Below are 23,965 nucleotides of genomic sequence, written 5' to 3'. Positions count from 1 at the left end.
GATTCGCAAGTTATTGGATTTCAACTTGCTCTTCATTGGCTTCTGCTTGAGCAATTTCACCAATCACCCATGCGTTTTCGCCTTCTTCTTTAAGAAGTGCAACTGCTGCGTCCGCTTGGTCTTTTGGTAGTGCAACGACTAGACCAACACCACAGTTGAACGTACGGTACATCTCGTGTGTTTCAACGTTGCCTTTCTCTTGTAACCATTTGAAGATGATTGGCCATTCCCAGCTGTTACCATCGATAACGGCTTTGGTTCCTTCAGGCAGTACGCGTGGAATGTTTTCCCAGAAACCACCACCAGTGATGTGAGAGATCGCGTGGATATCGTGTTTCTCAATCATCTTAAGTGCTGATTTGATGTAAATCTTAGTTGGTTCTAGAAGGTGTTCGCCAATAGTGCGACCTGCTAGCTCTTCGTTCTTATCTGCGCCAGAAACTTCTAGAATCTTACGGATAAGCGAGTAACCGTTCGAATGTGGACCGCTAGAGCCAACTGCGATAAGTGCATCACCAGCGGCTACTTTAGTACCATCAATCACATCTTCTTTTTCCACTACGCCAACACAGAAGCCTGCAACGTCGTAGTCTTCGCCTTCGTACATGCCTGGCATTTCAGCGGTTTCACCACCGATAAGTGCACAGCCTGCTTGAACACAGCCATCAGCGATACCAGAAACTACGTCTGCCGCTGTGTCTACATTCAGTTTGCCTGTCGCGTAGTAATCTAGGAAGAATAATGGCTCTGCACCTTGAACGATTAGATCGTTTACACACATTGCCACTAGGTCAACGCCAATAGTGTCGTGCTTGTTCATATCCAGCGCTAGGCGAAGTTTTGTACCTACACCGTCAGTACCAGAAACCAGTACAGGCTGTTTGTATTTAGTTGGTAGTTCACACAATGCGCCAAAACCGCCGATACCACCCATCACTTCAGGGCGACGAGTACGCTTAACCGCACCTTTAATACGATCTACAAGCGCGTTGCCTGCATCAATATCTACACCAGCGTCTTTATAGCTAAGAGAAGAGTTGTTACCACTCACAGGGAAGTCCTCGGTTTTTAAGTTGGATATGAAAACGGCGCTATTCTACCAGTGGTTAAATACAGATAGCAAACGTTTGCGTCGGTTTTTTTCTTTAGTGATCTATCCTGATATCCCTGCAAAAATCATGTATAATCTGAAGGTTTGTTTAAATATTGCCAATAAAGCCGGAGATGGAAATGAAAGTTGTTGAAGTTAAACACCCTCTAGTAAAACATAAAATCGGTCTAATGCGAGAAGGTGACATCAGCACGAAGCGTTTTCGTGAGTTAGCGACAGAAGTCGGTAGCCTACTTACTTACGAAGCGACTGCAGACTTTGAAACAGAGAAAGTAACCATTGAAGGTTGGAATGGTCCTGTAGAAGTTGACCAAATCAAGGGTAAAAAAGTAACAGTAGTGCCAATCTTGCGTGCAGGTCTAGGCATGATGGATGGTGTTCTAGAGCACATGCCAAGCGCGCGTATCAGTGTTGTTGGTATCTACCGCGATGAAGAAACACTAGAGCCAGTACCATACTTTAACAAGCTTGCTTCTAACATCGATGAGCGTATTGCTCTAGTTGTTGACCCAATGCTTGCAACAGGTGGTTCTATGATCGCGACTATCGACCTTCTAAAAGAGAAAGGTTGTCAGGCAATCAAAGTACTTGTTCTTGTCGCTGCTCCTGAAGGTATCGAAGCGCTAGAAAAAGCTCACCCAGACGTTGAGCTATACACTGCTGCAATCGATGAGAAGCTAAACGACAAAGGTTACATCGTTCCTGGTCTAGGTGACGCTGGTGACAAGATCTTCGGTACTAAATAAGCGTTATTGCTTTTACTGAATTGAATAAATAAAGGCTTGGTGAAAACCAAGCCTTTTTTGTCTCTGCTATGTGGAAGCTAGAAGCTAGATATGAAAGTGATAACCGCGCGACTCAAATCAATTAAGCCGCACGATAAATTACTTCGCGTTGTCTTCTTCCATCTGTGCATTATCCACCACGTGGTTTTCACCAAGATCGTGTGGTAGCACAAGGTTAAGAATGATAGCCACGATACCACACAGGCTCACACCTTGTAGGCTAAACTCGCCAATACCGAAAGCCATGCCACCGATACCAAATACCAGTGTTACTGCGACGATCACTAGGTTACGTGATTTGTGCAGGTCCACATTGTTTTTGATGAGCGTGTTTAGACCGACGGTTGCGATAGAACCGAACAATAGGATCATGATGCCACCCATGACCGGAACAGGGATCGTTTGTAGAATGGCTCCGAGCTTACCCACTAAGGCAAGTACGATTGCCGTGATCGCCGCCCATGTCATGATCACAGGGTTAAAGGCTTTAGTCAGCATCACTGCGCCCGTTACTTCGCTGTAAGTTGTATTTGGTGGAGCACCAACCATAGAAGCCGCAATTGTTGCCACCCCGTCACCCGCAATCGTGCGGTGAAGACCAGGTTTCTTGAGGTAGTTTTTACCCGTTACGTTTGAGATAGCCAGCATGTCTCCTACGTGCTCTACCGCTGGTGCGATCGCAACTGGGATCATGAATAAGATAGCGTTGATGTTAAACTCTGGCGCCGTGAAGTTTGGCATGGCTAGCCAAGCAGCTTGAGCTACTGGAGTGAAATCAACCACACCATAGAAAAGCGAAACAGAGTAACCCGCTAAGATACCGCCGACGATAGGCACCAGTTTTAGGAAGCCTCTCGCGAATACACTCAGTGCGATGGTCGTTAGCAATGACACTGCTGAAATGATAACTGCAGCATCACCATTTACGAGTTGGATGGCACCATCACCGGTTTTACCTACCGCCATGTTTACTGCTGTTGGTGCCAAACCAAGACCAATGACCATAATCACCGGACCTACCACAACTGGTGGTAAAATTTTATGGATGAAGCCGACACCACGCACTTTGATCATCGCACCAAGCGCGACATAAACCAAACCCGCCGCCATTAAGCCGCCCATAGTCGCACCGATACCCCAAGTTTGGATACCGAACATAATAGGAGCAATAAACGCAAAAGAAGAGGCAAGGAAGATAGGAACGGAACGTTTAGTTATTAGTTGGAAAAGAAGAGTACCGACACCAGCACCAAACAGAGCAACGTTTGGGTCAAGACCAGTAAGAAGTGGTACTAATACGAGAGCACCAAAAGCGACAAAGAGCATCTGAGCGCCTTGTAACGCGTTTTTCATAATAATTCCCTATTTCAAAGATACGCAGACAAATCCGGCGAATCTTATCATCTGGCAATCGATTGCAATGTTGCCTAGATCAAACTTTTGTGTGGATTTATAAGGTCGACGAATGTTTAGTTTCACTTCCGTGTTTTAACTTGGTCAGAATACAGACAATTCACTCAGTACTCTTCTTGCTCACGGTTTGATAGTTGCTTATCATGCGGGTTCTTGTTCAGAGGATTATGAAAACTATGCGCTATTTAGCTCTCTTATTGATAGGTTGGTTGTCTCTGCCAGTTTATGCATTAACTCAGGTAGATATCTATCGTGCCGAAGTGGCGATCGACGGTGAGCAAAAAGACGGCGAAGAGCTCGCTCGTCAACAAGGTATGCAAGATGTGATTGTGCGTGCGACAGGTAGCCAATCTTCCCTTAGCAACCCGGTAATAAAGAAAGCAGTGGGTTCAAGTTCTCGCTACATTTCTCAGCTTGGTTATGGTCAGCTTGATGGTCAAAGCAGTTTAAAGATGCTGTTTAATAGTGGTCAGATTCGTTCGCTACTGACTCAAGCGCAATTACCATTATGGTCTCCAAACCGTGCCAACATCTTAGTTTGGATGGTAGAAGAGCAGGGCTATGATCGTACGATCACTTGGGAGCATTCAGACTCAACCAGTGCTGCTGCACTGCGCGCTGCGGCTGAATCTCGAGGCCTACCAGTCACTATGCCTGTGGGGGACTTTGATGATGTTACGGGTGTTAACGTGTCTGATTTGTGGGGGGGCTTTGTAGACCCAATCAGTCAAGCGAGTCAGCGCTATCCTGTTGATGCTGTGCTAGTGGTGCGTGTGCAAGGCGATAAAATTCGCTGGACGCTATACGACCAATCACCAGCGCAACTTGCTCAATCGCAACAGTCACCTCGCAGTGGCTCAGCGTCTGGTACAAATGCAATCTCCGCCATGATGGGTGGTATCGCAGACTACTACGCGAAGAAGAGTGCTGTTGTGGTATCAAGCAAATCATCTGAAGCGATTGATGTGAAGGTATTAGATGTCGCATCAGCGGTGGACTTCTTTAATCTTGAGAACTCATTGACGAAGCTAAACTCAGTTGCAGGTACTGAAATCAAACGAATTCAAGGCAATCAAGTGACGTTAACGATTCACTTGTTGGCATCTCAACAAGCGTTTGAACAAGAAGCGTCTTCTATCCGTTCACTTGAGATTACCGAAGACCCGCTTGAGAATGTAGAGCCGTCAGCACCAGCCCAGCTTCCTGAGGAAGTTGTTCAACCAACGCAATTGCCAGCGGAAACAACAGAAGATCAAACCGCTCAAGTCGTTGAGCTCGATACGGCAACGGAAACAAATGTGGCAACTGAGCCGGCATCAATCACACCTGCTGTTGCACTACAACCAGCACCAAAGCAGTACGATCTGATCTACAAATGGAATGCTCCAGTTCGCACGAAAGCCGAGCCAGTAGAACAAAATTCTGAAATCGCGCCAGTATTGGAAACGGATGTGGTTGAAAACCTAAGTTAAGGTTTATTCAAAACAAAAAAGAGTCGCTTAGTGCGACTCTTTTTTTTAGTGGTTCTATGGCTGGAGATGTGATGAAGCTAGTTAAGCTTGAAGCGCCATGTCCCCGTAATGGTTTCGCTTCTATTTATTGAACTTCGCTTTTTCTTCTTTTTCGACTTGAGATAAGCGTTTTAACTTCAGACCCAACTCTTTACCACGTGCTCGGGCAAACAAAATGTTACCAGCAAAGCCGAGTGAGGTAAGGAGCAACTCTACTGCGGCCAACCAACGCTCACCATCGTCAACATACAAAATCGTCAACGCATGCAAGAAATACAGCATCAGAACGAAGTTTGCCCAAGCGTGTGTGTAGGGTTTGCCCGCTAAAATACCAGGAAGTGGTAACAATAGAGGAATACACCAAGCAATCGCCAATGTAGTGCTGCTTAGATGTGGGTGAGGGGACAACGCCAGTTGCCAGATCGCAACCCAAGCCAATAACGCTAAATTGCCAAACAGCGCCATGTAGCGATAGGTTTGAGTGCGTGTGCTAAGAGGTGGTTGGTCAATAATGTCAGACATCGATTTACTTATCCTTGAGCTTACTGACTTCCTTTGAGCTTTTTCGCTGTGGTTGCCAGTCGTTTTCCTAATTGTTGTGCGAGACGAATCTCTTCTGCCGTGAGACTTGGCTCTTGTCCTACACTGCTTGCACCGTAGGGTGTGCCTCCTGATTGCGTGGTGTGCAGTTCTGGCTCTGAATAAGGGATTCCTAATACCATCATGCCGTGATGCAATAATGGGGTCATCATGCTTTGTAGCGTGGTTTCTTGACCACCATGCATGGAAGACGATGAGGTAAACACACAAGCTGGCTTATCGATAAGGTCGCCATTCACCCACAAAGGTGTGGTTTGATCCCAAAAGTGCTTGAGCGGCGCTGCCATGTTGCCAAACCAAACTGGGCTGCCAAATGCGAGACCGTCGCACTGCTTCAACTCATCTAGAGTAGCAATTGGATCAGAAGGGGTATGTGAGTGAGATGACAATTCTTCAACTGTACGTAAAATCGCTTCGCAATGAGGAGTCGACTCGACTCCTCTTGCTATTTGTCTTGCCAGTTGTTTTGTCGAGCCATGACGGCTGAAATACAAAATGAGGATCTGGCAATCCATTTACAGAATTTCCAAAACTTGTTCTGGTGGGCGACCGATTTTTGCTTTCCCATTTGCAACTACTACTGGGCGTTCAAACAGTTTCGGGTTTTGTGCCATCGCTTCGAACAGTTGCTCATCACTGACAGAGGCTTCTCCCAGTGCCAGCTCTTTGTAGATGTCTTCTTTGGTACGCATCATTTCGCGTACGGAAGAGAAACCAAGTTGAGCATAAAGCGCTTTCAGTTGTTCAACATTAAGCGGTGTATCAAGGTATTTAACCACTTCCGGTGTTACGCCATTTTGCTCAAGCAGTTCAAGTGTTTGACGGCTCTTTGAGCAGCGAGGGTTGTGATAAATCACGACTGACATGGTTTTCTCCATTTCGTTATTGTAATGCCATGAATCGATCTCTTTGGATCATCAGTTGGTCGATACGAGCGTCATATCGAGCTTGTTGTAAGCTACCTAACTTAGCAATTTTACTTGCTTCACTATAATACTGGATGGCTTTGTTCCAGTTGGCTCGCAATGCCAAAATTTCGGCACGTGCGGCGAGTTCTTCATCACTTTTACCCAGCGCATGACTGCCTTGTGAAAGCAGGTGCCAGCCATTCGTGTCTTCTGGGTTATCGTGTGTGTAGCGCTGCAGAATACGCACCGCTTCTTGGTCCTTTTTCGCCTCAAGTAATGCGTTTGCATAGTTGATGGTCAGGACTTTGTTTTGTGGGTTGCGTTTGAGTGCGCTACTCAACATATCCACTGCTTTTTGTGGTTGCTTTTGAGCAATATAAAGATCGGTCATTGCATCCAGATAAAACGGGTTACCTGGGTCTTGCTGAAGGAGCTTTTTCAATAAAGGTTCCGCTTCACTCAAACGCTTGTTGTCTAGGTGTACCAAGGCTCGACCATAATCAAATGATGGCACAATATCAGGTGAGGCTTTCTTTTGAGTTCGGTCAAACCAACTCATTGCTGCTTGACCATCAATTCCGGCATAACGTGCGACAATGCGAGCTCGGGTTAAATGGTAATCAATAGAAGGCATCACCCGCATTGGTGGGTAAGCACGAGCACGAGCACGACTGTCTGTAATACGATCTTCAGGCAACGGGTGAGTGAGCAACATTGGTGGCGGCTTGCTCGCGTATCGATATTCATCCGCTAGGCGACCAAAAAAGCGTGGCATCGCTTGTGCATCAAAGCCCGCTTTTGCCAGTGTCGCGATACCAAAGCGGTCTGCTTCTTTCTCGTTGGAGCGAGTGTAGTTGATTTGGCTTTGCATATTGCCAGCGGTTGCTGCCGTCACCGCTGCCATACCAGCCTCAGGAGAGGCTATCGCAAGCAGAAGAGCGCCAGCAAGTGCTGCCATGGTTGCTGGTGAACGACGAGCTTGTTCTTCCATGCTTCGTGCAAGGTGGCGCTGAGTAACGTGCGCGATTTCGTGAGCAACAACGGAGGCTAACTCACTTTCAGTGCGGGCATGGAGAAAGAGACCTGAGTGCAGGGCAACGTAGCCGCCAAAAAAAGCGAAAGCGTTGATGTTGCGATCTCGGATCATGAAAAAGTGGAATGGGGTTTTTACGTCATTGGCATTCGCGACCAAACGGTGACCCAACGAGTCGATGTACTCGTTAATAACAGGGTCATTGACGATAGGTTTGCTGGCTCTAAGCATACGCATATAGGCGTCACCATAAATCAACTCTTGATCTATCGTTAGAGTGCCTCCGGCTGCCGTACCAATATCTGGGAGGTCGGGACTATTGGCATAAACTGGCGTTGGTGTACTCAATGCAGCAGCAAGGCATAAACAAACTAGCGAGCGAGTGCGTTTTAACATACGGTTTAAAGATTCTCCAAAATACCGAGTGTGTGCTTGAGGGGCGAAATCCATTCAACATCAGCACAGACTTTATGGTCATCCTTGTGGGATGAATATGCTAGCAATAAGACCGAAGATAAACGAATTGGTTTCGTAAATTGTCAATCTAAAAGTCCTGCGCGTCTACTCTTAAATCATGTGAGAAATGCTAGCACCAGCTCAAAAAGCCGTTACAATACAACCCTATCACAAGTGCAGAGCAATACAATGGAATCCATATTACTTGATTTGCGTAAGGAACGCTGCCCTATGGCACTGTTACTTGCCAAGCGTCACGCTGCTGAGGTGTTTCAGGAAGAAACACAACAAGATCATCAGCTTGTTATTCAAGTGGTGGATAAAAGCTCTAAGCACGATATCGTGAAGTATTTGCGTAACCAAGGCTACACAGTGGATTGCCAAGCTTCTCCTGAACACTTCACTTTGACCGTATTCAATAAGGAATCTTCGTACGATGCTTGAAATGGTAAGTCGTTGGTATAAGCGACGCTTTTCAGACCCACATGCAGTGAGCCTCGTGGCGATACTGCTGTTCGGCTTTATTACAATTTACTTTTTCGGGCATTTGATTGCGCCATTGCTGGTGGCCATTGTTCTTGCATATTTACTTGAATGGCCAGTAACGCAGATGTGCCGTTTGGGTATCCCACGTACGTTTTCTGTCATCACTGTCATACTGATTTTTATTGGCTTAATGTTGATCGCGGTATTTGGTTTAGTGCCGACCATTTGGACTCAGGTGGGCAACTTAATCAACGATATTCCGAACATGTATGCTGGACTACAAAAGTTCATTGCAACCTTGCCGCAACGTTACCCTGAGCTGGCAAACTTAGAAATTGTTGAAACCGTGGTGACTAACGCGAAGAACCAAGCGATTGGTTTAGGTGAGAGCGTCGTAAAAGGCTCACTGGCTTCTCTAGTGAGTTTAGCAACGCTAGCGGTTTACTTGATTCTTGTTCCATTATTGGTGTTCTTCTTACTAAAAGACAAAGATGAGATGCTCAGTATGGCAAGTGGTATCTTACCGAAGAACCGTAAGCTGGCGAACAAAGTATGGCACGAGATGAACGAACAAATCTCGAACTATATTCGTGGTAAGGTGCTGGAAATCTTGATCGTGGGTGGCGTGAGTTACGTGACTTTCGCGATTCTTGATCTGCGTTACTCTGCATTGCTTGCTGTAGCGGTGGGTTTGTCAGTGCTTATCCCGTACATCGGTGCGGCTGCGGTGACGGTTCCGGTCGCGATTGTCGGCTTGTTCCAATGGGGCTTAACGCCTCAGTTCTATTGGTTACTTGTTGCCTACGGCATTATTCAGGCGCTAGACGGTAATGTGTTGGTTCCGGTACTGTTCTCTGAAGCGGTTAACCTTCACCCAGTAGCGATCATTGTTGCCGTGTTGGTATTTGGTGGTTTGTGGGGCTTCTGGGGGGTCTTCTTCGCTATCCCATTGGCGACGCTTGTAAAAGCAGTATGGAACGCGCTACCAAGTACGGAAGAAAGCGAACCAATACAAGAATAGAAATTGAATCCAATAAAAAGCCCAGCGATCGCTGGGCTTTTTGATGTTTGATTGAAAGCTAGGTTTACGCGTTTTCTTTCAAGTAGTTCACAACCACTTCATGGTGGTCTTTGGTTTTGAACTTGTTGAACACGTGTTCGATAACACCTTCCTCATTGATCAAGAAGCTGATGCGGTGAAGACCATCGTAGACTTTACCCATAAACTTCTTCTCGCCCCAAACACCAAACTGGTCAGCAATGGCATGGTCTTCGTCAGAAAGTAGCGTGAAGTTTAGCTCGTCGCGCTCAATGAACTTACCTAGGCGTTTTACTGGATCGATACTCACACCCAATACCACAACGTTGTGTGCGTCTAGTTCTGCTTTTACATCACGCAGACCTTTTGCTTGAGTCGTACAACCTGGTGTCATCGCTTTTGGGTAGAAGTAAAACAGTACTTTCTTACCTTTGAAGTCACCGAGAGAAACGGTGTTGCCATCTTGGTCGAGCAAAGAGAAGGCTGGCGCTGGCGTGCCTGCTGTCAGCGTATTCATCATTATTTCCTTTACTTATAGATTGTTTTTAATGAAATTCAGAGAACCTTGTACGTTGAGCGTGTTACAAAGTTCATCGAAATCTTCTTGTAATTGCATCAAGTTACAATCTGCACTTACTGAAGCGGTGATTGCAATGTGGAATTGGTCGGCATCTAACTGGATCTTTGATTTACTGATTGTTTGCGCACTAAGTGATTGTAGGCCAATCTGTTTATCGGCAAAGAATTGCGTAAACTTCTCGGTTAAACCGATGCGGTCTTCTGATTCAATAAACACTTCCATGGTGTAACTGTTATCGAGCAACTCATGGGCTGATGTGCGTTTCATGATGGTGATGAGGTCGTGTTCTTGCCCAAGAAGTGGCAATTGCGTTTCGACACGAGTGACATTACTGGCGTTACCAGTAAGCAGCATGATAAGGGTAAATTCGTTACCAAAGATAGCGATACGGCTATCGACAATGTTACAGCCAGCTTGTGTGACGAGCTTAACCACTTGGTTACATATGCCCGGACGATCCGTTCCAACCGCTGTAAGTACCAGATGTTGCTTCATAAATGAGCTTCTTGTCCTTTCTTCAATAGAGAGATGTTAGCACAGATATGGAGTAGAAATGTCGAGTCAGTTCTTTTTTTAAACTTGTTAAAACGCTTTGTTGATTTAGTGAACAGTTTGCTGATTGCGTGCACTATTAATTCACTCAACGCTGACTTGAGCTTCTCGGCGAGAGAGTATATTCCGCGCCTAATTGAAAGCGGTGAGAAATCCTTGCTGCAACGAACACGATTATCAGAATGGCTAGGATTGAGAACAAAATTCACATTTTAGTTGCTAGACCTCTAACAACTGATAATTATTCATTCATTTGTACTTTGTAAGCGAGTTTACGCTCTTGTGTTTTTCAATCGCATTACAGTACCATGCAGAAAGAGTTAAATGAGGGAGATAAACATGTTTTCAGGAAGTATCGTAGCGCTGATTACACCACTAAAAGCAGATGGTGAAGTAGACTTTGATAGTCTACAAAAGCTTGTTGAGTACCATGTTGAAGCTGGTACAGACGGTATTGTTGCAGTTGGCACCACTGGTGAGTCAGCGACTCTAACCATTGAAGAGCATGTAAAGGTCGTAAATAAAACCGTTGAATTCGCAAACGGTCGTATCCCAGTGATTGCTGGTACGGGAGCAAATGCAACCCACGAAGCAGTTACATTTAGCAAATTATTGGCTGATTCTGGTATTGCTGGCTTCCTGAGTGTAACGCCTTACTACAACAAACCAACTCAAGAAGGTTTGTTCCAACACTACAAAGCAATCGCAGAAGCGAGTGATGTACCTCTAATTTTGTACAATGTACCGGGTCGTACTGCGGTAGATATGTCACCTGAGACAGTGGCACGCCTGTCAAAGCTTGATAATATCGTGGCATTGAAGGATGCGACGGGTGATTTAAGCCGAATTGCACTTCACCGTGAACTTTGTGGCGAAGATTTTATCTTACTAAGTGGTGATGATGCGACGGGTCTAGAATTTGTTAAACTAGGCGGTCACGGCGTTATCTCAGTAACGAACAATATCGCGGCTAAAGACATGGCAGACATGTTCCATTTGGCAGGTGAAGGTAAATTTGAAGAAGCAGAAGCGATCAACGATCGTCTGATGACTCTGCATAAAAACCTATTCGTTGAATCAAGCCCGATCCCAGTGAAATGGGCAGCACATAAGCTTGGTTTGATTGAAGAGGGTGAGCTGCGTCTTCCTTTAACCCCACTTTCTGAAAAATCGCAGCCAGTTGTGGAACAAGCGCTAACAGACGCCGGTATTTACTAGGATTGAAGTTCATGCTGAGGGTGGTAAAGCCCTCAGTGTTTTAGGAGTATAAATGAAGCTTTCAAGCCAGTTAGTGTTAAGCTCACTAGCTGTATTCGTATTGACTGCCTGTTCAGGTGGTGCCAATCAGCGTCGTCAAGCAAAGGACGACTTCGAGTATTTGAACACGCCTGCTCTTGAAGAGTGGAGTGTACCGGCAGGTGCTCAACCTCAGTTTTACCCGAACTACCGTATTCCTGAAGGAAACTACGCTGGTGGTATTGGTAAAGATGTTGATATTCGTCCGCCTCAGCAAGTATTGGAATTGATCCCTGGTGCTCGCCTAGATCGCAGTAGCGACGGTGAAGTAACACTATGGCTGCTTCGTAAGGATGAACTGGATAAAGTTTGGAAGACCGTTCAAGAGATGGTTGCAGAGAACAAGATCCCAGTTGAAAGCCAAACGGATAACCGCATCGAAACAGGTTGGGTGACTTGGAACTCTCCTGATGAAGAGATGGAAATCGGCAGCCGCTACGAGATTACTCGCGGTGAGATGAATGGTCGTCATGGTTTCAAGGTAAGCTTGATTGACTGGCGTGAAGGCAACCAAGTCAAAGAAGTGACACGTACTAACCGTGAGCGTTACAACGTGTTCATGACCAACTTGGTAACGGCACGCTACGACCAACACGTACGTGAAGAAGCGCAACGTAAAGCGCAAGAGCTAGTGAAACACATCCCAATTACCATGGGTAAAGACCGCAGTGGTCTGCCAGTTATCATTGCTCGTGCACAATACAATGTCGTGTGGAACCGTCTGCCTGATATCATGCCGAAGATGGGCTTCAAGATTGAAGAGCGCAGTCAGTCGCAAGGTACAGTGACTGCGAAATACGCGTCACCGGATGATGCGTTCTGGAATGACATTGGTGTTAAGCCAATCGATCTAAACTCTGGTACTTACACCTTCTTGCTTGGTGATCTAGGTAACCGTACTTCTATCAACATTACTGATTCGTCTGGTAAGCCAGTAGAAGAAGAGTTCTTGAAATCACTTGCGCCAGTACTGGCTGCGGTTGTGAAAGACTAACTTCGCTACAAATAAGTAGATTTGAATAGTAAAAAAGGGACCGCAATGGTCCCTTTTTGATTGCTTACTTGATGTCAAATGTTGAAGAGTGCATCAAGTGCGAGAGATTAGCGATTTTCGTCTTTCTTCTCGCTTTCCTCTCCATAGCGTTCTTTGTCTAGTTCGTTCAGCTTATCTAAATCGTTTTTTCGACTTTTATCCATCTGACCAAACTTCATTTTTGCGGTGTACTTAAGCGCAGCAATGTTACCAACCACGATACTGAGCACTATGATGATAATGACCCAGGGGTTGGTGAGAATTTCGATCATAGAGCCTCCGGCGGCGTGATGTTGTGAATAAATTGGGTGATAACCTTATCCAAATTATTCAATATGACATCCATCCCTGCAATGCTGTCGATCTGATTTTGCTTAATTAACTGAGTTTTCAGCAACTCTGGTGTTAACAATGACAGGCATTGTTGCCCTACAGATTTGTGGCTGATGTGCCAAGGTTCGATGGCGACACCGCCTAAGTCTTGTTGATAAGGGAAAAAGAACCCAAAGCTATCGAGGTTATCGACTAACCATTGATAGAAAGCACGCTGATGACCTTCGAGATACTCCCATGGTTCCAATTGTAATTGTGTATCAGCGGGTAATAAGTTACGCGCATAAACATCAAAATCACACCCCCAATGATGGCGACTGCCTCCGGGTAAGGCGGACCAACGAAGAATCGCAGTGAGCTTTTCTTCGTCATTGAGTAGAGTTTTGTCGAGCGGTTGCGAATCGGAATCGAGGATCTTCAGTTCACCTGCAAACTTACCGTTCCAGATTGCTTTCTGACGGTTAAAGTCACGGAACCCACTGGCGATCTCCATCTTAAAGCCTGATTGTGTGGCGGCTTCAATCATGTTTAGTAAGTCGTCAGCTACTTCAGGGTGAAGCAGAAAGGCTTTTTGACCCACTAATGTGGATTGCAGATGGGAATCGGTCATTCCGGTAAGTTGCTCTGGCGTCATGGCACTCTCGTTAATTGTTGCATGTTTCGTTATGACACTATTGTGCGAGTAAGTGTTTCAACGTGTTTTGGTACATGTCCGTTAATTTCTCAAGGTCATCGACTTTTACACATTCGTTCACTTTGTGGATAGTCGCGTTCACCGGACCAAGCTCAACCACCTGACCGCCCATGCGTGCGATAAATCGACCATCAGACGTTCCGCCAGTGGTGAGCAACGCAGGCTTCGTGCTGTTGACTTCATCGACGGCAGCAACGACTGCGTCAAGCAATGCTCCAGTATCGGTGAGGAACGGGTCACCATTGAATGTCCATTTCAGATCGTAGTTTAAATCGTGTTTGTCGAGTGTTTGGGTCACGCGGTCAACAATGATTTCGTTGCTGAGTTCTGTGCTAAAGCGCAGGTTGAACTGCACGTTAAATTCGCCAGGAATCACATTCGATGCACCAGTACCAGCAGAGACATTCGGGATTTGGAAGCTTGTCGGTGGGAAGTAATCGTTGCCTTGGTCCCATTCTGTCGTAGCAAGTTCATGAATGGCTAATAGTGATTGATGAACCGGATTATTAGCAAGGTGAGGGTACGCCACGTGACCTTGTGTTCCTTTTACCGTTAAATCACCCGTGATTGAGCCACGACGACCATTCTTAACTACATCTCCCACAACTTCAGTGCTTGAAGGCTCACCAACGATGCACATGTCGATGTTCTCGCCACGAGCCATGAGCGTTTCAACGACGCGAACGGTGCCATTAATGAAAGGACCTTCCTCGTCTGAAGTGATCAAAAAGCCAATCGAACCTTTATGGTCTGGGTTTTCTGCAATAAAGCGTTCAACCGCGACCACCATACAAGCTAGAGAGCCTTTCATGTCTGCTGCGCCACGCCCGTGAAGGTAACCGTCGATAATGGTTGGTTCAAAAGGAGGTGTGTCCCATTGCTCCAATTTGCCTGCTGGCACGACATCTGTGTGTCCGGCGAAAGCAAACAGTGGTGCTTCTGTACCTCGGCGAGCCCAGAAGTTTGTTGTGTCTTCAAACACCATCACTTCGATTTCAAAACCAAGCGCTTTTAATCGCTCGATCATTACTTCCTGACAGCCTGCATCTTCAGGCGTTACGGACTGGCGGCTGATCAGGTCTTTAGCGAGTGCCAGTACTGGACTGTCTGTCATCCTTGATTGTTCCTTTAATTAAGAGTTAAAAATGGTCGCGTATTGGTCTGCTTTGAAACCAATATGAAGTTGGTCTTCAACTTTCAAGATTGGGCGCTTAATCATCGCTGGGTTTTCTACTAGCAGCGCGATTGCGTTTTCTTCGTTAAGAGAATCTTTTTGTTCTTGAGTCAGCTGTCGGAAAGTCGTGCCACGTTTATTCAATACTTGTTCCCAACCCAGCGCGTTACAAAATTCAGTCACCATTGCCGCATCGATACCTTGTTTGCGGTAGTCGTGAAAATCAAAAGCAACGTTTTCCGCTTCTAGCCATTTCTTGGCTTTTTTAATCGTGTCGCAGTTTGGGATGCCGAACATGGTGATCGTCATATTATTTCCTTTTCTCTTTGTGCTTTACTTATCGGTTTGCGCTATGGAACGCCCGATTTTGCATTGTTTTTGGCTGTTCAAGCATCCTATCAAGAAGCAACCACTGTGACAAAATCATGCGGCGAATATTTCACAGGTCAGTGCTCTATGGGACCGTGCTCAGTCGTTCATTCCTCCACCAAACAGCGATAAGAATGATAAAAAACTTGGCTAAATAGCACGGAAAAGTCGAGTTATTGATCAAACGCAACATCTTGCTGAGCAAAAAAGAAATAATGAATCAGCACAATTTTAGGAGGTGTCAATGGAATTGAGTCCTGTTTTTGCAAGGCGGCTATATTTGGCCTTGTTGGTGGAAAACCTAGAAAGGCCAAATGTACCAAAATTGATCGAAAGAACGGGGTGGCCTCGTCGTACTATTCAAGATGTACTCAAGGCATTACCGGGGATCGGCATCGAACTCATCTTCGTTCAAGATGGTCGACGTCATAACGACGGCTATTACCAACTTTCGGATTGGGGACCTTTTGACAGTCAATGGGTTCTTGAGCGAGAGGGAGATATCGCTAGCAGTCTTGGATTTCGTGCATAAGCCAGCAATTGCTGGCTTTTTTTACGTCTGGGAAACGCTTATTGGCAGCGGTAGGCAGTACCAAGCACACTGAAGGAAGTTGCAAAGTCTTGTGGGGCGATCATGTAAACCGTATCGGCATTGAGCAATACTGCATTGTTTTTTAGGTCGACCATGGCTCCATGCATCATGGCGTCATTGGTGTAGAACAAGTAACTGTACCAGTGACCTTCGCTGCCAGTGACTTCACCTAAATACTCGCATTGATCCGGATTGAACTGGCTATCAAAGCGAATCTGAACGTCATCACTTGATGCCGTTGGTAGCGTTGATGGTGACGAACACCCCATCAAAGCCAATGCGATGCCTCCTATCATCACATAACGCTGCATATTATTTCCCCATCATGATGTAAGCCGCGAAACCAATCCAGCTCAGAACCAATAGTGCCCAAGGTAATACAGCTGGCTTGCTCGTTGGTGCTTCAATATTTGCTGATTCTTGTTCAACGACGTCATCACGTTGACGCTGTTTTTCTCTCTGTTGTTTCTTCTTCGCTTTGTCTGCTTGTCGATTGCGTTCTTTCTGCTGTTTTTTATACTGCGCGATGCCTTTCTCGATGCCCTGAGCAATCAGTTTGGTTTGCTCTTTCGTTTGACCGGGTTTTTGAGTGGACTTTGCAATCTTCATCGCTTCAGTTTGCGTTTCTTGGGAAGGAACGGGTGCTGCTGTGTTTTTCTTTTTCATGTTTCTTATCGACGTCGCTGTAAATCTAAACCTAGTTTACCTGCGTACGATGATGAAATGAACTTTAGTTCTCAGCTTTGCTAGGTTGCAACTCTGAAACGATCGGTTAAAGTGGCGTTTTTATGAAACTAAGAAGACGAGATTGTGCGTTACTCATTTGATCAATATGACGCTCATGGATTTTTAAAAGCGCCGATTATGTTATGGCTAGGATGGATGTTCCTAGCGCGCTCTTGGGTGGTGTTTGCCATGGCAGGAGTGAGTAGAGACAGCGGTAGCAAGATACTATCGATTGTGTACCCCGATTCTAATACGTTATACCTCGGACTATCGATGGGTATCCCAAGTCTATTATTGATGTGGTTAATGGGCTTGCGGCATCCAGAGCGAGGGTGGGTGAATCAAATTACCCAGCATGGTCGTGCCATGACTTTGATCTTGTGCGGTATTCAACTGGCTCAGACCATGTATCATGTCTACCTCGAACATGGTGTATTCAATTGGGCGAATGCGCTCACAATTACCTTGTTAACTTGGTTTATGATCTATCTTCTAAATGGAAGATGGGTAAAAGACTGCTTTAACGTGCCACAAGTTGAGCACAAAGAAGAACAGCCATCAAAAAATTAAAAACAATAATTCCCGCATGGGGCAATGTATAGAGGATATCTCAATGTCACAAGCTCAAACGGCGATTGTGCCTGAAGCAGGACCATTTGCACTTTACACTCAGTTAAAAGTGAACCAAAACCGTGAAAACGTACTGGCAAAACTAAAAGCGCTACCTGAGCTAGTAAATGAGCTCAATGCGAACCAACCAGGTGCTGATTTAACGATTTCTATCGCATTCACGAAATCTTTTTGGCAGCACCTAAACATGCAAATGCCAGAAGAGTTGATCGACTTCCCTGAGTTGGGGGAAGGTGACGTATTTGCGCCAGCAACAGACGTGGATGTCTTGATTCACTGTCACTCAACTCGTCACGATTTGCACTTCTATGTACTGCGTAAATTCTTAGTTGAAACTGCAGAAGATGTGACGGTAGTGGATGAAACTTACGGTTACCGTTACCTAGATGCTCGTGACATGACGGATTTCGTTGATGGCACAGAAAACCCGAAAGGTGATGCGCGTGCTGACGTTGCATTGATCAAAGACGGCGCTTTCACTGGTGGTAGCTACGTGATGGTTCAACGCTTTGAGCACAACTTGCCTGCATGGAACCGTTTGAACGTATCTGCACAAGAGAAAGTCATTGGTCGTACTAAGCCAGATTCTATTGAGCTAGAAGACGTGCCAGCGGCTTCTCACGTAGGTCGTGTAGACATCAAAGAAGAAGGCAAAGGTCTTAAGATCGTTCGTCACAGCTTGCCGTACGGCACAGTAACTGGCGCACATGGTCTTCTGTTCATCTCTTACTGCAACACTATCCACAACATCAAAGTGATGCTAGAGAGCATGTACGGTGTTACCGATGGTAAGACTGACCAACTGCTTCGTTTCACCAAAGCAGTAACAGGTGCATATTTCTTCGCTCCTTCACAAGAAATGCTAGCGGAATTGGCGATTAAGTAATTCTTCGCCAACCCTCCAATGATTAAAAAGGCAGAGTGATCTGCCTTTTTTGTTTCCCCTCATTCTTGCCTGATAAGACTAACGGACCGTCAGTGGTCTTTTGCCATCAATAGCGCCTTTCTCTAGTTCGTAAAGTGGGCTAGTACTGTGACTGCTCCAGCGATGATCTTCGCGTGACTTCTTGCGATATTGCGTTGGCGTTACACCAATATAATTCTGAAAAGTCTCATAAAATCGGCTGCTAGAATTAAAACCTACCGTTAAAGCAATATCTAAAATTGTCCGGTCAGTATCACTCAACAGTGCTCTGGCGTGGTTAATCCGCATTGCCGTGATATATTGCTTGATGGTCATCTGCATGGTTCGTTGGAACACGTTCATCGCGTAGTTAGTGTGCAGCCCAATGTGCTCTGCTATGTCTTTTATCGTGACCGGCTGGTTATGATGGGTGGCAATGTATTCCAGCATTTGACTGACGTAAAACTGCGAGTGTTTGGAGACGCCTTTCTTGGTCGATTTTTCTTGTCGATTGATACTCAGTTGTTGCCAGCCATCTAAACACATTCTTTTTAACATCAAGCCAATTTCATCAATCGCTAATTGCTGGCGACTTTCCGAAGAGTGGTTTATTTCTTCTGCCCAGCGTGCTAACTCAAACTCACTGACTAATGAACTGGCGTTTGATTGCAGCACACAACCATGGGTGATCTGATTGACGAAGTCTCGATTTAGCGTCCAAGACATAAAGTGGTGAATCGGAATATTGATGATCCCCATATTATGACTTTTGCCCGGATTGGTGAGCCGATGAGGAACTGACGCCCAAAACAATCCTATCGAGCCTGCTTTCACCACGACTGGACTGCCATTAATGATGTACTCGACATCATCACCAAAAGGAATGTTGACCTCTACTTGTCCGTGCCAGTGATAACCCGGCATAGAGTGGGGCGGTCTAAGCTCGATATCGATTTTTTCATAGGATGAGTACAGCGAAAGTGGGCTTACAGAAACCGTTTCGGAAGAATACTTATCTTGAATCACCACTTTCAATGTATCTAACTCTGCCTTGGACTCTACCTTCGCCATCGCCCACCTCTTAGGAAACTGTATAAGTTATTTGTACTAAATCTGTTGAAACAAAACTCAGAACAGCTTCAAAAACACCGATTACTCTGTTTTATAAGATTTTGGTTATGTGACTTAAATCGCCGTAATAACTAGCTTCAGCGTATCTTCCCACCTTCTTTATCCGTGATTTACACAAAAATATCCCATTTCCTAAGATTTTTTATTGGTTGATTTTAAATATTAGGAAACGGGAGAGTGATTGGTTTATCTGAGACGAATTCGGCCTTGCGACAGGTGTAACTTAAATGCATCGAAACAAAAGTATGAAAGCAAAAAGGATTCAACTATGAGAAGCCCTAAAATCACATTCATCGGTGCGGGTTCTACGATTTTTGTGAAGAACATTCTTGGCGATGTGTTTCATAAGCCGGCCTTCAAAGGGGCGCAAATTGCCTTGATGGATATTGATGAAATCCGCTTGGAGGAATCACACCTAGTAGTAAGCAAGTTGATGGAATCATCCGGTGCGACGGGTACGATCACTTGTCACTTAAACCAAAAAGAAGCATTGCAAGGTGCAGACTTTGTCGTCATCGCATTCCAAATCGGTGGATATGAGCCATGCACTGTAACGGACTTTGAGGTTTGTAAGCGTCACGGTGTGGAGCAAACCATCGCCGACACCTTAGGCCCAGGCGGCATCATGCGCTCACTGCGCACTATTCCTCACCTTTGGAGCGTGTGTGAAGACATGACTGAAGTGTGTCCAAATGCCACCATGCTCAACTACGTTAACCCAATGGCAATGAACACATGGGCGATGTATGAGAAATACCCTCACATCAAACAAGTGGGCTTGTGCCATTCCGTGCAAGGGACGGCGGAGGAGCTGGCTCGCGACCTTGATATCGAATATTCAGACCTTCGTTACACCTGTGCAGGCATCAACCACATGGCGTACTACCTGACACTCGAAAAGAAAAACGAGCAGGGGGAATATGTCGACATTTATCCTGATTTGCTTGAGGCATTTGAATCAGGCAAAGCGCCGAAGCCGGGTTTGCATCACAACGGTCGCTGCACCAACCTAGTCCGCTACGAGATGTTTAAGAAGTTGGGCTACTTTGTGACGGAATCATCAGAACATTTTTCTGAATACACCCCATATTTCATCAAACCAAATCGCCCAGATCTGATTGAACGTTATAAAGTGCCACTTGATGAATATCCTAAACGTTGTGTAGAACAAATTGCTGATTGGAAAAAAGACCTCGAAGACTTCAAAAACGCGGATCAAATCACCGTCAAAGAGTCGTATGAATACGCGAGCACCATCATGAACTCGATTTGGACAGGCACGCCAAGTGTTATCTATGGCAACGTGAAGAATGAAGCGTTAATTGACAACTTGCCACAAGGTTGTTGTGTGGAAGTGGCTTGTCTGGTGGACGCAAACGGCATTCAACCTATCAAAGCTGGTCGATTACCAAATCACTTAGCGGCATTAATGCAGACCAACATCAATGTTCAGACTCTTCTGACGGAAGCCATCCTCACTGAGAACCGAGATCGTATCTATCATGCTGCCATGCTTGATCCTCATACCGCGGCAGTGCTTGGACTCGAAGAGATTTATGCCCTTGTTGATGACTTGATTGAAGCACACGAAGGTTGGTTGCCAGCGTGGGTGCATCAGTAAATCCTGAATCACAAAACCAATATCAATAAAAACGACAATAACGTGAATATACTGCGCCCTCTCGATGAGGGGGCGTAAGGAGTAACAAATGAGTATCTCTATGAATACCAAGCTAAGCTACGGCTTTGGCGCATTTGGTAAAGACTTCGCTATCACCATCGTTTACATGTACTTGATGTTCTACTACACCGATGTTGTTGGTATTTCGGCTGCCGTGGTGGGAACCATCTTCTTAATTGCGCGTATTTGGGATGCAGTGAATGACCCAATTATGGGGTGGATCGTGAACAATACCCGCACACGTTGGGGTAAATTTAAACCTTGGATTTTAATTGGCACCATCACCAACTCAGTGGTGTTGCTCATGCTGTTTAGTGCGCATCACATCGAAGGACCATGGCTTATTGCTTATGCAGCAGTGACTTACATTTTATGGGGCATGACCTACACCTTAATGGATATTCCTTTCTGGTCACTGGTTCCAACACTCACTCTGGACAAACGTGAGCGTGAAGAGCTTGTGCCATACCCTCGATTCTTCGCTAGCCTTGCATGGATTGTTACCGCCGCAATCGCAATGCCGTTCGTGAATTATGTCGGTGGCGACGACAAAGGATTTGGCTTCCAAGTGTTTGCCATTTTGCTTGTCGGTTGTTTCCTTGTCTCAACGTATATCACGCTACGTAACGTCAAAGAGCGCTATTCAACCAGCAACCTTGACGTGACGAAACCTGAAGAAAAAGTCTCACTGAAGAAGCTCCTCTCGCTTATCTACAAAAATGACCAGTTAACGAGCGTGCTTTGTATGGCACTATCATACAACCTCGCAACCAACATCATCACAGCATTTGCGGTTTACTACTTCACGTATGTGGTCGGAAATGAGGAACTTTTCCCTTACTACATGGCTTACGCTGGTATCGCGAACCTAATTACACTGGTGTTGTTCCCTAAATTGGCGCAAATGTTCTCACGTCGAGTGTTATGGGCATGTGCGTCTAGCTTCCCAATCTTAGGCAGTGCAGTCCTTATCTACGTAGGCATGTACGACAAACAAAGCATTCTGCTGATTTCTACAGCGGGCGTGTTATTGCAAATCGGTACGGCGCTATTTTGGGTGCTGAACGTCATTATGGTGGCGGATACAGTGGATTACGGTGAGTATAAGCTAGGTTCACGCTGCGAGAGTATTGCTTACTCAGTACAAACGCTGGTGGTTAAAGCAGGTTCAGCTTTTGCGGCTTTCTTCATTGGTATCGCACTGACCGCAGTGGATTATGTACCGAACATGGAACAGAGCCCTGAAACCGTCTTTGGCATGCAATGCATCATGGTTGGGCTGCCAGCGTTCTTCTTCGCTATCGCTTTGGTTGTGTACTTCCGCTTCTACAAACTCAACGGTGCTTACCACCAAAAAATTCAGGACCATCTGACCGAGAAATACGACCATATTACGACGCAAGAGACGTCAAAAGACCTTACGCGTAAATCTGCCAAGCCGGCAGAAGCACTCTAATCCTACACAGTCAGCGTAAGCTTATTGTTTACGCTGACCTATCAGCACAACGCTCCGCCTTTTTATTTCTCCATCTCTTTTCTCAAAAAAACTAAACCTTTATTTAATTTGGTCGATAAGTATTCAAAGCCTTAATTTTAGGACCCTTTATTCGTGGCGATCACCGTTAATACCAATGTGGCAGCACTTGTCGCACAGCGTCATTTGACCAGTGCAACTGACATGCTGAACCAATCCATGGAGCGTTTGTCTTCAGGGAAGCGTATTAACAGCGCAAAGGATGACGCTGCGGGTCTGCAAATCTCCAACCGCTTGCAATCGCAAATGCGTGGTTTAGATGTTGCTGTCCGTAACGCGAACGATGGTATTTCCATCATGCAAACTGCGGAAGGCGCGATGAATGAGGTGACCAATATCATGCAGCGCATGCGTGATTTGTCGCTCCAATCTGCTAACGGTTCAAACAGCAAAGCAGAACGTACAGCACTGCAGGAAGAAGTTTCTGCACTTAACGATGAGCTAAACCGCATTGCGGAAACTACCTCTTTTGGTGGTCGTAAACTGCTTAATGGCAGCTTTGGCAAGTCGGCATTTCAAATTGGCGCTGCGTCAGGTGAAGCCGTGCAAGTTGAATTAAAGTCGATGCGCAGTGATGGCATTGATATGGGCGGTTTTAGTTACATTGCAAACGGACGTGCAAACTCTGATTGGAAAGTAAAAGACGGTGCGAATGATCTTAGCATGTCATTTACTAATCGTTTTGGTGAAACGGAAACCATTCAAATTAATGCCAAAGCTGGCGACGATATCGAAGAGCTTGCGACTTATATCAATGGTCAGACGGACAAAGTTACGGCGTCAGTGAATGAAAAGGGTCAGTTGCAGTTGTTTATGGCTGGTGAAGAAACCTCGGGAACTTTATCGTTCTCAGGTGATTTAGCGAGTGAGCTGGGTTTACAGCTAAAAGGGTACGATGCGGTTGATAACATTGACATTACGTCTGTCGGTGGCGCTCAACAAGCTGTGGCTGTCCTTGATACTGCGATGAAGTACGTTGATAGCCATCGTGCAGAGCTAGGCGCGTATCAAAATCGCTTTAATCATGCGATCAATAATCTGGATAACATCCACGAAAACCTAGCAGCATCGAACAGCCGCATTCAAGATACTGACTACGCCAAAGAAACCACGCAAATGGTGAAGCAACAAATTCTGCAGCAGGTAAGCACCTCTATTCTTGCACAAGCAAAACAAGCCCCAAACCTTGCTTTAACCTTACTTGGCTAAGGCATTCTACTTCGTAATTTCAAGACAAAATCAGCCTGTATCGACAGCGAGAAAAGAAGCTTTAGCGATAATTTGAAGTTTTTTTGCTTTTTTATCTGCTTCGTCACGATTACCCCTCCAAATGAAATTTTTTAAAAAATATCTAAATTTTTTCCTAAAGAAATCAGGGTATGCGCCGTTAATAA

General features: G+C 45.6%; 27 protein-coding genes. 12 read left to right on the top strand and 15 right to left on the bottom strand.

Translation table 11 applies throughout. The features are described from left to right. Positions 1–10: 10 nt before the first annotated feature. Complete coding sequence (purM, locus tag OH463_RS25515) at positions 11–1,051, bottom strand: phosphoribosylformylglycinamidine cyclo-ligase (RefSeq protein WP_269993079.1); 1,041 nt, start codon at positions 1,049–1,051, stop codon at positions 11–13. A 179-nt stretch (positions 1,052–1,230) separates the two neighbouring features. On the opposite strand from purM, the gene upp reads away from it, so the two are divergent. Then, positions 1,231–1,857 (top strand): uracil phosphoribosyltransferase, encoded by a 627-nt coding sequence (gene upp, locus OH463_RS25510; protein WP_005445324.1) that lies wholly within the window; start codon positions 1,231–1,233, stop codon positions 1,855–1,857. A gap of 138 nt (positions 1,858–1,995) precedes the next feature. Here upp and OH463_RS25505 read toward each other — a convergent pair whose 3' ends face one another. Continuing rightward, positions 1,996–3,249, bottom strand: coding sequence for a uracil-xanthine permease family protein (locus tag OH463_RS25505; protein ID WP_047517781.1), 1,254 nt, complete (start codon positions 3,247–3,249; stop codon positions 1,996–1,998). Positions 3,250–3,485: 236 nt separating this feature from the next. Here OH463_RS25505 and OH463_RS25500 point away from each other — a divergent pair, with 236 nt between their 5' ends. Next, positions 3,486–4,781: a DUF2066 domain-containing protein gene (locus OH463_RS25500; protein WP_269993076.1), complete on the top strand. Its 1,296-nt coding sequence runs from the start codon at positions 3,486–3,488 to the stop codon at positions 4,779–4,781. 120 nt (positions 4,782–4,901) lie between these two features. Here OH463_RS25500 and OH463_RS25495 read toward each other — a convergent pair whose 3' ends face one another. The 4 genes from OH463_RS25495 to OH463_RS25480 are packed head-to-tail and all read right to left on the bottom strand — an operon-like array spanning position 4,902 to position 7,757. Beyond that, a complete protein-coding gene (locus OH463_RS25495) occupies positions 4,902–5,342 on the bottom strand; it encodes a DUF2069 domain-containing protein (protein ID WP_009698621.1) in 441 nt (146 codons plus the stop codon). A gap of 20 nt (positions 5,343–5,362) precedes the next feature. Next, positions 5,363–5,935, bottom strand: coding sequence for an NAD(P)H:quinone oxidoreductase (gene wrbA, locus OH463_RS25490; protein ID WP_047517786.1), 573 nt, complete (start codon positions 5,933–5,935; stop codon positions 5,363–5,365). Further along, positions 5,936–6,286, bottom strand: coding sequence for an arsenate reductase (glutaredoxin) (arsC, locus tag OH463_RS25485; protein ID WP_005445333.1), 351 nt, complete (start codon positions 6,284–6,286; stop codon positions 5,936–5,938). A 16-nt stretch (positions 6,287–6,302) separates the two neighbouring features. Further along, positions 6,303–7,757, bottom strand: a complete 1,455-nt coding sequence (locus OH463_RS25480) for a beta-barrel assembly-enhancing protease (RefSeq protein ID WP_005445335.1) — start codon at positions 7,755–7,757, stop codon at positions 6,303–6,305. A 249-nt stretch (positions 7,758–8,006) separates the two neighbouring features. Between OH463_RS25480 and OH463_RS25475 the strand changes: the two genes are divergently transcribed. Together OH463_RS25475 and OH463_RS25470 are read left to right on the top strand one after the other, a co-directional pair. Beyond that, entirely contained in the window at positions 8,007–8,261 is a 255-nt protein-coding gene (locus OH463_RS25475) for a sulfurtransferase TusA family protein (protein ID WP_017189245.1), read from the top strand. Beyond that, positions 8,254–9,324 (top strand): AI-2E family transporter, encoded by a 1,071-nt coding sequence (locus OH463_RS25470; protein ID WP_005445339.1) that lies wholly within the window; start codon positions 8,254–8,256, stop codon positions 9,322–9,324. The genes OH463_RS25475 and OH463_RS25470 overlap by 8 nt, the downstream gene beginning before the upstream one ends. 64 nt (positions 9,325–9,388) lie before the next feature. Here the strand turns inward: OH463_RS25470 and bcp are convergent, their stop codons facing one another. Then, on the bottom strand, positions 9,389–9,859 hold the full coding sequence (gene bcp, locus OH463_RS25465) for a thioredoxin-dependent thiol peroxidase (RefSeq protein ID WP_005445341.1): 471 nt from the start codon (positions 9,857–9,859) through the stop codon (positions 9,389–9,391). A gap of 15 nt (positions 9,860–9,874) precedes the next feature. Then, positions 9,875–10,417, bottom strand: coding sequence for a glycine cleavage system protein R (locus tag OH463_RS25460; protein ID WP_005445342.1), 543 nt, complete (start codon positions 10,415–10,417; stop codon positions 9,875–9,877). A 396-nt stretch (positions 10,418–10,813) separates the two neighbouring features. On the opposite strand from OH463_RS25460, the gene dapA reads away from it, so the two are divergent. Together dapA and bamC are read left to right on the top strand one after the other, a co-directional pair. Next, positions 10,814–11,692 carry a 4-hydroxy-tetrahydrodipicolinate synthase gene (gene dapA / locus OH463_RS25455; protein WP_005445343.1) on the top strand — a complete coding sequence of 293 codons (879 nt, stop codon included), beginning with the start codon at positions 10,814–10,816 and terminating at the stop codon, positions 11,690–11,692. A gap of 52 nt (positions 11,693–11,744) precedes the next feature. After that, on the top strand, positions 11,745–12,764 hold the full coding sequence (gene bamC / locus OH463_RS25450) for an outer membrane protein assembly factor BamC (protein WP_005445344.1): 1,020 nt from the start codon (positions 11,745–11,747) through the stop codon (positions 12,762–12,764). A 107-nt stretch (positions 12,765–12,871) separates the two neighbouring features. Here bamC and OH463_RS25445 read toward each other — a convergent pair whose 3' ends face one another. Genes OH463_RS25445 through OH463_RS25430 form a run of 4 tightly spaced genes read right to left on the bottom strand, consistent with a single transcriptional unit; the run spans position 12,872 to position 15,313 of the window. Beyond that, entirely contained in the window at positions 12,872–13,075 is a 204-nt protein-coding gene (locus OH463_RS25445) for a DUF2897 family protein (RefSeq protein WP_005445345.1), read from the bottom strand. Continuing rightward, entirely contained in the window at positions 13,072–13,770 is a 699-nt protein-coding gene (locus OH463_RS25440; RefSeq protein ID WP_017189298.1) for a M15 family metallopeptidase, read from the bottom strand. Before OH463_RS25440 ends, OH463_RS25445 begins: the two co-directional genes overlap by 4 nt. Positions 13,771–13,807: 37 nt before the next feature. Next, a complete protein-coding gene (gene dapE / locus OH463_RS25435) occupies positions 13,808–14,944 on the bottom strand; it encodes a succinyl-diaminopimelate desuccinylase (RefSeq protein ID WP_005445347.1) in 1,137 nt (378 codons plus the stop codon). Positions 14,945–14,962: 18 nt separating this feature from the next. Continuing rightward, positions 14,963–15,313, bottom strand: coding sequence for an ArsC family reductase (locus OH463_RS25430; protein WP_005436871.1), 351 nt, complete (start codon positions 15,311–15,313; stop codon positions 14,963–14,965). Between the two features lie 304 nt (positions 15,314–15,617). On the opposite strand from OH463_RS25430, the gene OH463_RS25425 reads away from it, so the two are divergent. Then, a complete protein-coding gene (locus OH463_RS25425; RefSeq protein ID WP_005445349.1) occupies positions 15,618–15,905 on the top strand; it encodes a winged helix-turn-helix domain-containing protein in 288 nt (95 codons plus the stop codon). A 38-nt stretch (positions 15,906–15,943) separates the two neighbouring features. Here OH463_RS25425 and OH463_RS25420 read toward each other — a convergent pair whose 3' ends face one another. After that, positions 15,944–16,276 (bottom strand): DUF4156 domain-containing protein, encoded by a 333-nt coding sequence (locus OH463_RS25420; RefSeq protein WP_005445350.1) that lies wholly within the window; start codon positions 16,274–16,276, stop codon positions 15,944–15,946. 1 nt (position 16,277) lies between these two features. Beyond that, positions 16,278–16,631 (bottom strand): DUF2956 domain-containing protein, encoded by a 354-nt coding sequence (locus tag OH463_RS25415; RefSeq protein WP_009703444.1) that lies wholly within the window; start codon positions 16,629–16,631, stop codon positions 16,278–16,280. Positions 16,632–16,775: 144 nt separating this feature from the next. On the opposite strand from OH463_RS25415, the gene OH463_RS25410 reads away from it, so the two are divergent. Then, entirely contained in the window at positions 16,776–17,261 is a 486-nt protein-coding gene (locus tag OH463_RS25410) for a DUF2919 domain-containing protein (RefSeq protein WP_005445352.1), read from the top strand. A gap of 43 nt (positions 17,262–17,304) precedes the next feature. Continuing rightward, on the top strand, positions 17,305–18,207 hold the full coding sequence (locus OH463_RS25405) for a Dyp-type peroxidase (protein ID WP_269993069.1): 903 nt from the start codon (positions 17,305–17,307) through the stop codon (positions 18,205–18,207). A gap of 78 nt (positions 18,208–18,285) precedes the next feature. Here OH463_RS25405 and melR read toward each other — a convergent pair whose 3' ends face one another. Next, positions 18,286–19,296 (bottom strand): transcriptional regulator MelR, encoded by a 1,011-nt coding sequence (gene melR, locus OH463_RS25400; RefSeq protein ID WP_017189301.1) that lies wholly within the window; start codon positions 19,294–19,296, stop codon positions 18,286–18,288. Positions 19,297–19,624: 328 nt separating this feature from the next. Here melR and OH463_RS25395 point away from each other — a divergent pair, with 328 nt between their 5' ends. The 3 genes from OH463_RS25395 (at position 19,625) to OH463_RS25385 (ending at position 23,780) form a co-directional block, all read left to right on the top strand. Then, positions 19,625–20,977: an alpha-glucosidase/alpha-galactosidase gene (locus OH463_RS25395; RefSeq protein ID WP_269993067.1), complete on the top strand. Its 1,353-nt coding sequence runs from the start codon at positions 19,625–19,627 to the stop codon at positions 20,975–20,977. 88 nt (positions 20,978–21,065) lie between these two features. Then, complete coding sequence (gene melB, locus OH463_RS25390; protein WP_050935929.1) at positions 21,066–22,493, top strand: melibiose:sodium transporter MelB; 1,428 nt, start codon at positions 21,066–21,068, stop codon at positions 22,491–22,493. Positions 22,494–22,646: 153 nt separating this feature from the next. Then, on the top strand, positions 22,647–23,780 hold the full coding sequence (locus OH463_RS25385; RefSeq protein ID WP_269993063.1) for a flagellin: 1,134 nt from the start codon (positions 22,647–22,649) through the stop codon (positions 23,778–23,780). Positions 23,781–23,965 lie beyond the last annotated feature (185 nt).

Origin of the sequence: Vibrio sp. NFR, assembly GCF_027587095.1 — a bacterium.
Classification (GTDB): Bacteria; Pseudomonadota; Gammaproteobacteria; order Enterobacterales; family Vibrionaceae; genus Vibrio; species Vibrio harveyi.
The sequence above is the reverse complement of the archived record's forward strand: the minus strand, read 5'-3'. Positions and strand labels throughout refer to the sequence as shown.

What these genes read in the sequence shown, in the direction of transcription:
- upp (WP_005445324.1), top strand. Translation starts at nt 1,231, where the DNA reads ATGAAAGTTGTTGAAGTTAAACACCCTCTAGTAAAACATAAAATCGGT.
- OH463_RS25505 (WP_047517781.1), bottom strand. Translation starts at nt 3,249, where the DNA reads ATGAAAAACGCGTTACAAGGCGCTCAGATGCTCTTTGTCGCTTTTGGT.
- OH463_RS25500 (WP_269993076.1), top strand. Translation starts at nt 3,486, where the DNA reads ATGCGCTATTTAGCTCTCTTATTGATAGGTTGGTTGTCTCTGCCAGTT.
- OH463_RS25495 (WP_009698621.1), bottom strand. Translation starts at nt 5,342, where the DNA reads ATGTCTGACATTATTGACCAACCACCTCTTAGCACACGCACTCAAACC.
- wrbA (WP_047517786.1), bottom strand. Translation starts at nt 5,935, where the DNA reads ATGGATTGCCAGATCCTCATTTTGTATTTCAGCCGTCATGGCTCGACA.
- arsC (WP_005445333.1), bottom strand. Translation starts at nt 6,286, where the DNA reads ATGTCAGTCGTGATTTATCACAACCCTCGCTGCTCAAAGAGCCGTCAA.
- OH463_RS25480 (WP_005445335.1), bottom strand. Translation starts at nt 7,757, where the DNA reads ATGTTAAAACGCACTCGCTCGCTAGTTTGTTTATGCCTTGCTGCTGCA.
- OH463_RS25475 (WP_017189245.1), top strand. Translation starts at nt 8,007, where the DNA reads ATGGAATCCATATTACTTGATTTGCGTAAGGAACGCTGCCCTATGGCA.
- OH463_RS25470 (WP_005445339.1), top strand. Translation starts at nt 8,254, where the DNA reads ATGCTTGAAATGGTAAGTCGTTGGTATAAGCGACGCTTTTCAGACCCA.
- bcp (WP_005445341.1), bottom strand. Translation starts at nt 9,859, where the DNA reads ATGAATACGCTGACAGCAGGCACGCCAGCGCCAGCCTTCTCTTTGCTC.
- OH463_RS25460 (WP_005445342.1), bottom strand. Translation starts at nt 10,417, where the DNA reads ATGAAGCAACATCTGGTACTTACAGCGGTTGGAACGGATCGTCCGGGC.
- dapA (WP_005445343.1), top strand. Translation starts at nt 10,814, where the DNA reads ATGTTTTCAGGAAGTATCGTAGCGCTGATTACACCACTAAAAGCAGAT.
- bamC (WP_005445344.1), top strand. Translation starts at nt 11,745, where the DNA reads ATGAAGCTTTCAAGCCAGTTAGTGTTAAGCTCACTAGCTGTATTCGTA.
- OH463_RS25445 (WP_005445345.1), bottom strand. Translation starts at nt 13,075, where the DNA reads ATGATCGAAATTCTCACCAACCCCTGGGTCATTATCATCATAGTGCTC.
- OH463_RS25440 (WP_017189298.1), bottom strand. Translation starts at nt 13,770, where the DNA reads ATGACGCCAGAGCAACTTACCGGAATGACCGATTCCCATCTGCAATCC.
- dapE (WP_005445347.1), bottom strand. Translation starts at nt 14,944, where the DNA reads ATGACAGACAGTCCAGTACTGGCACTCGCTAAAGACCTGATCAGCCGC.
- OH463_RS25430 (WP_005436871.1), bottom strand. Translation starts at nt 15,313, where the DNA reads ATGACGATCACCATGTTCGGCATCCCAAACTGCGACACGATTAAAAAA.
- OH463_RS25425 (WP_005445349.1), top strand. Translation starts at nt 15,618, where the DNA reads ATGGAATTGAGTCCTGTTTTTGCAAGGCGGCTATATTTGGCCTTGTTG.
- OH463_RS25420 (WP_005445350.1), bottom strand. Translation starts at nt 16,276, where the DNA reads ATGCAGCGTTATGTGATGATAGGAGGCATCGCATTGGCTTTGATGGGG.
- OH463_RS25415 (WP_009703444.1), bottom strand. Translation starts at nt 16,631, where the DNA reads ATGAAAAAGAAAAACACAGCAGCACCCGTTCCTTCCCAAGAAACGCAA.
- OH463_RS25405 (WP_269993069.1), top strand. Translation starts at nt 17,305, where the DNA reads ATGTCACAAGCTCAAACGGCGATTGTGCCTGAAGCAGGACCATTTGCA.
- melR (WP_017189301.1), bottom strand. Translation starts at nt 19,296, where the DNA reads ATGGCGAAGGTAGAGTCCAAGGCAGAGTTAGATACATTGAAAGTGGTG.
- OH463_RS25395 (WP_269993067.1), top strand. Translation starts at nt 19,625, where the DNA reads ATGAGAAGCCCTAAAATCACATTCATCGGTGCGGGTTCTACGATTTTT.
- melB (WP_050935929.1), top strand. Translation starts at nt 21,066, where the DNA reads ATGAGTATCTCTATGAATACCAAGCTAAGCTACGGCTTTGGCGCATTT.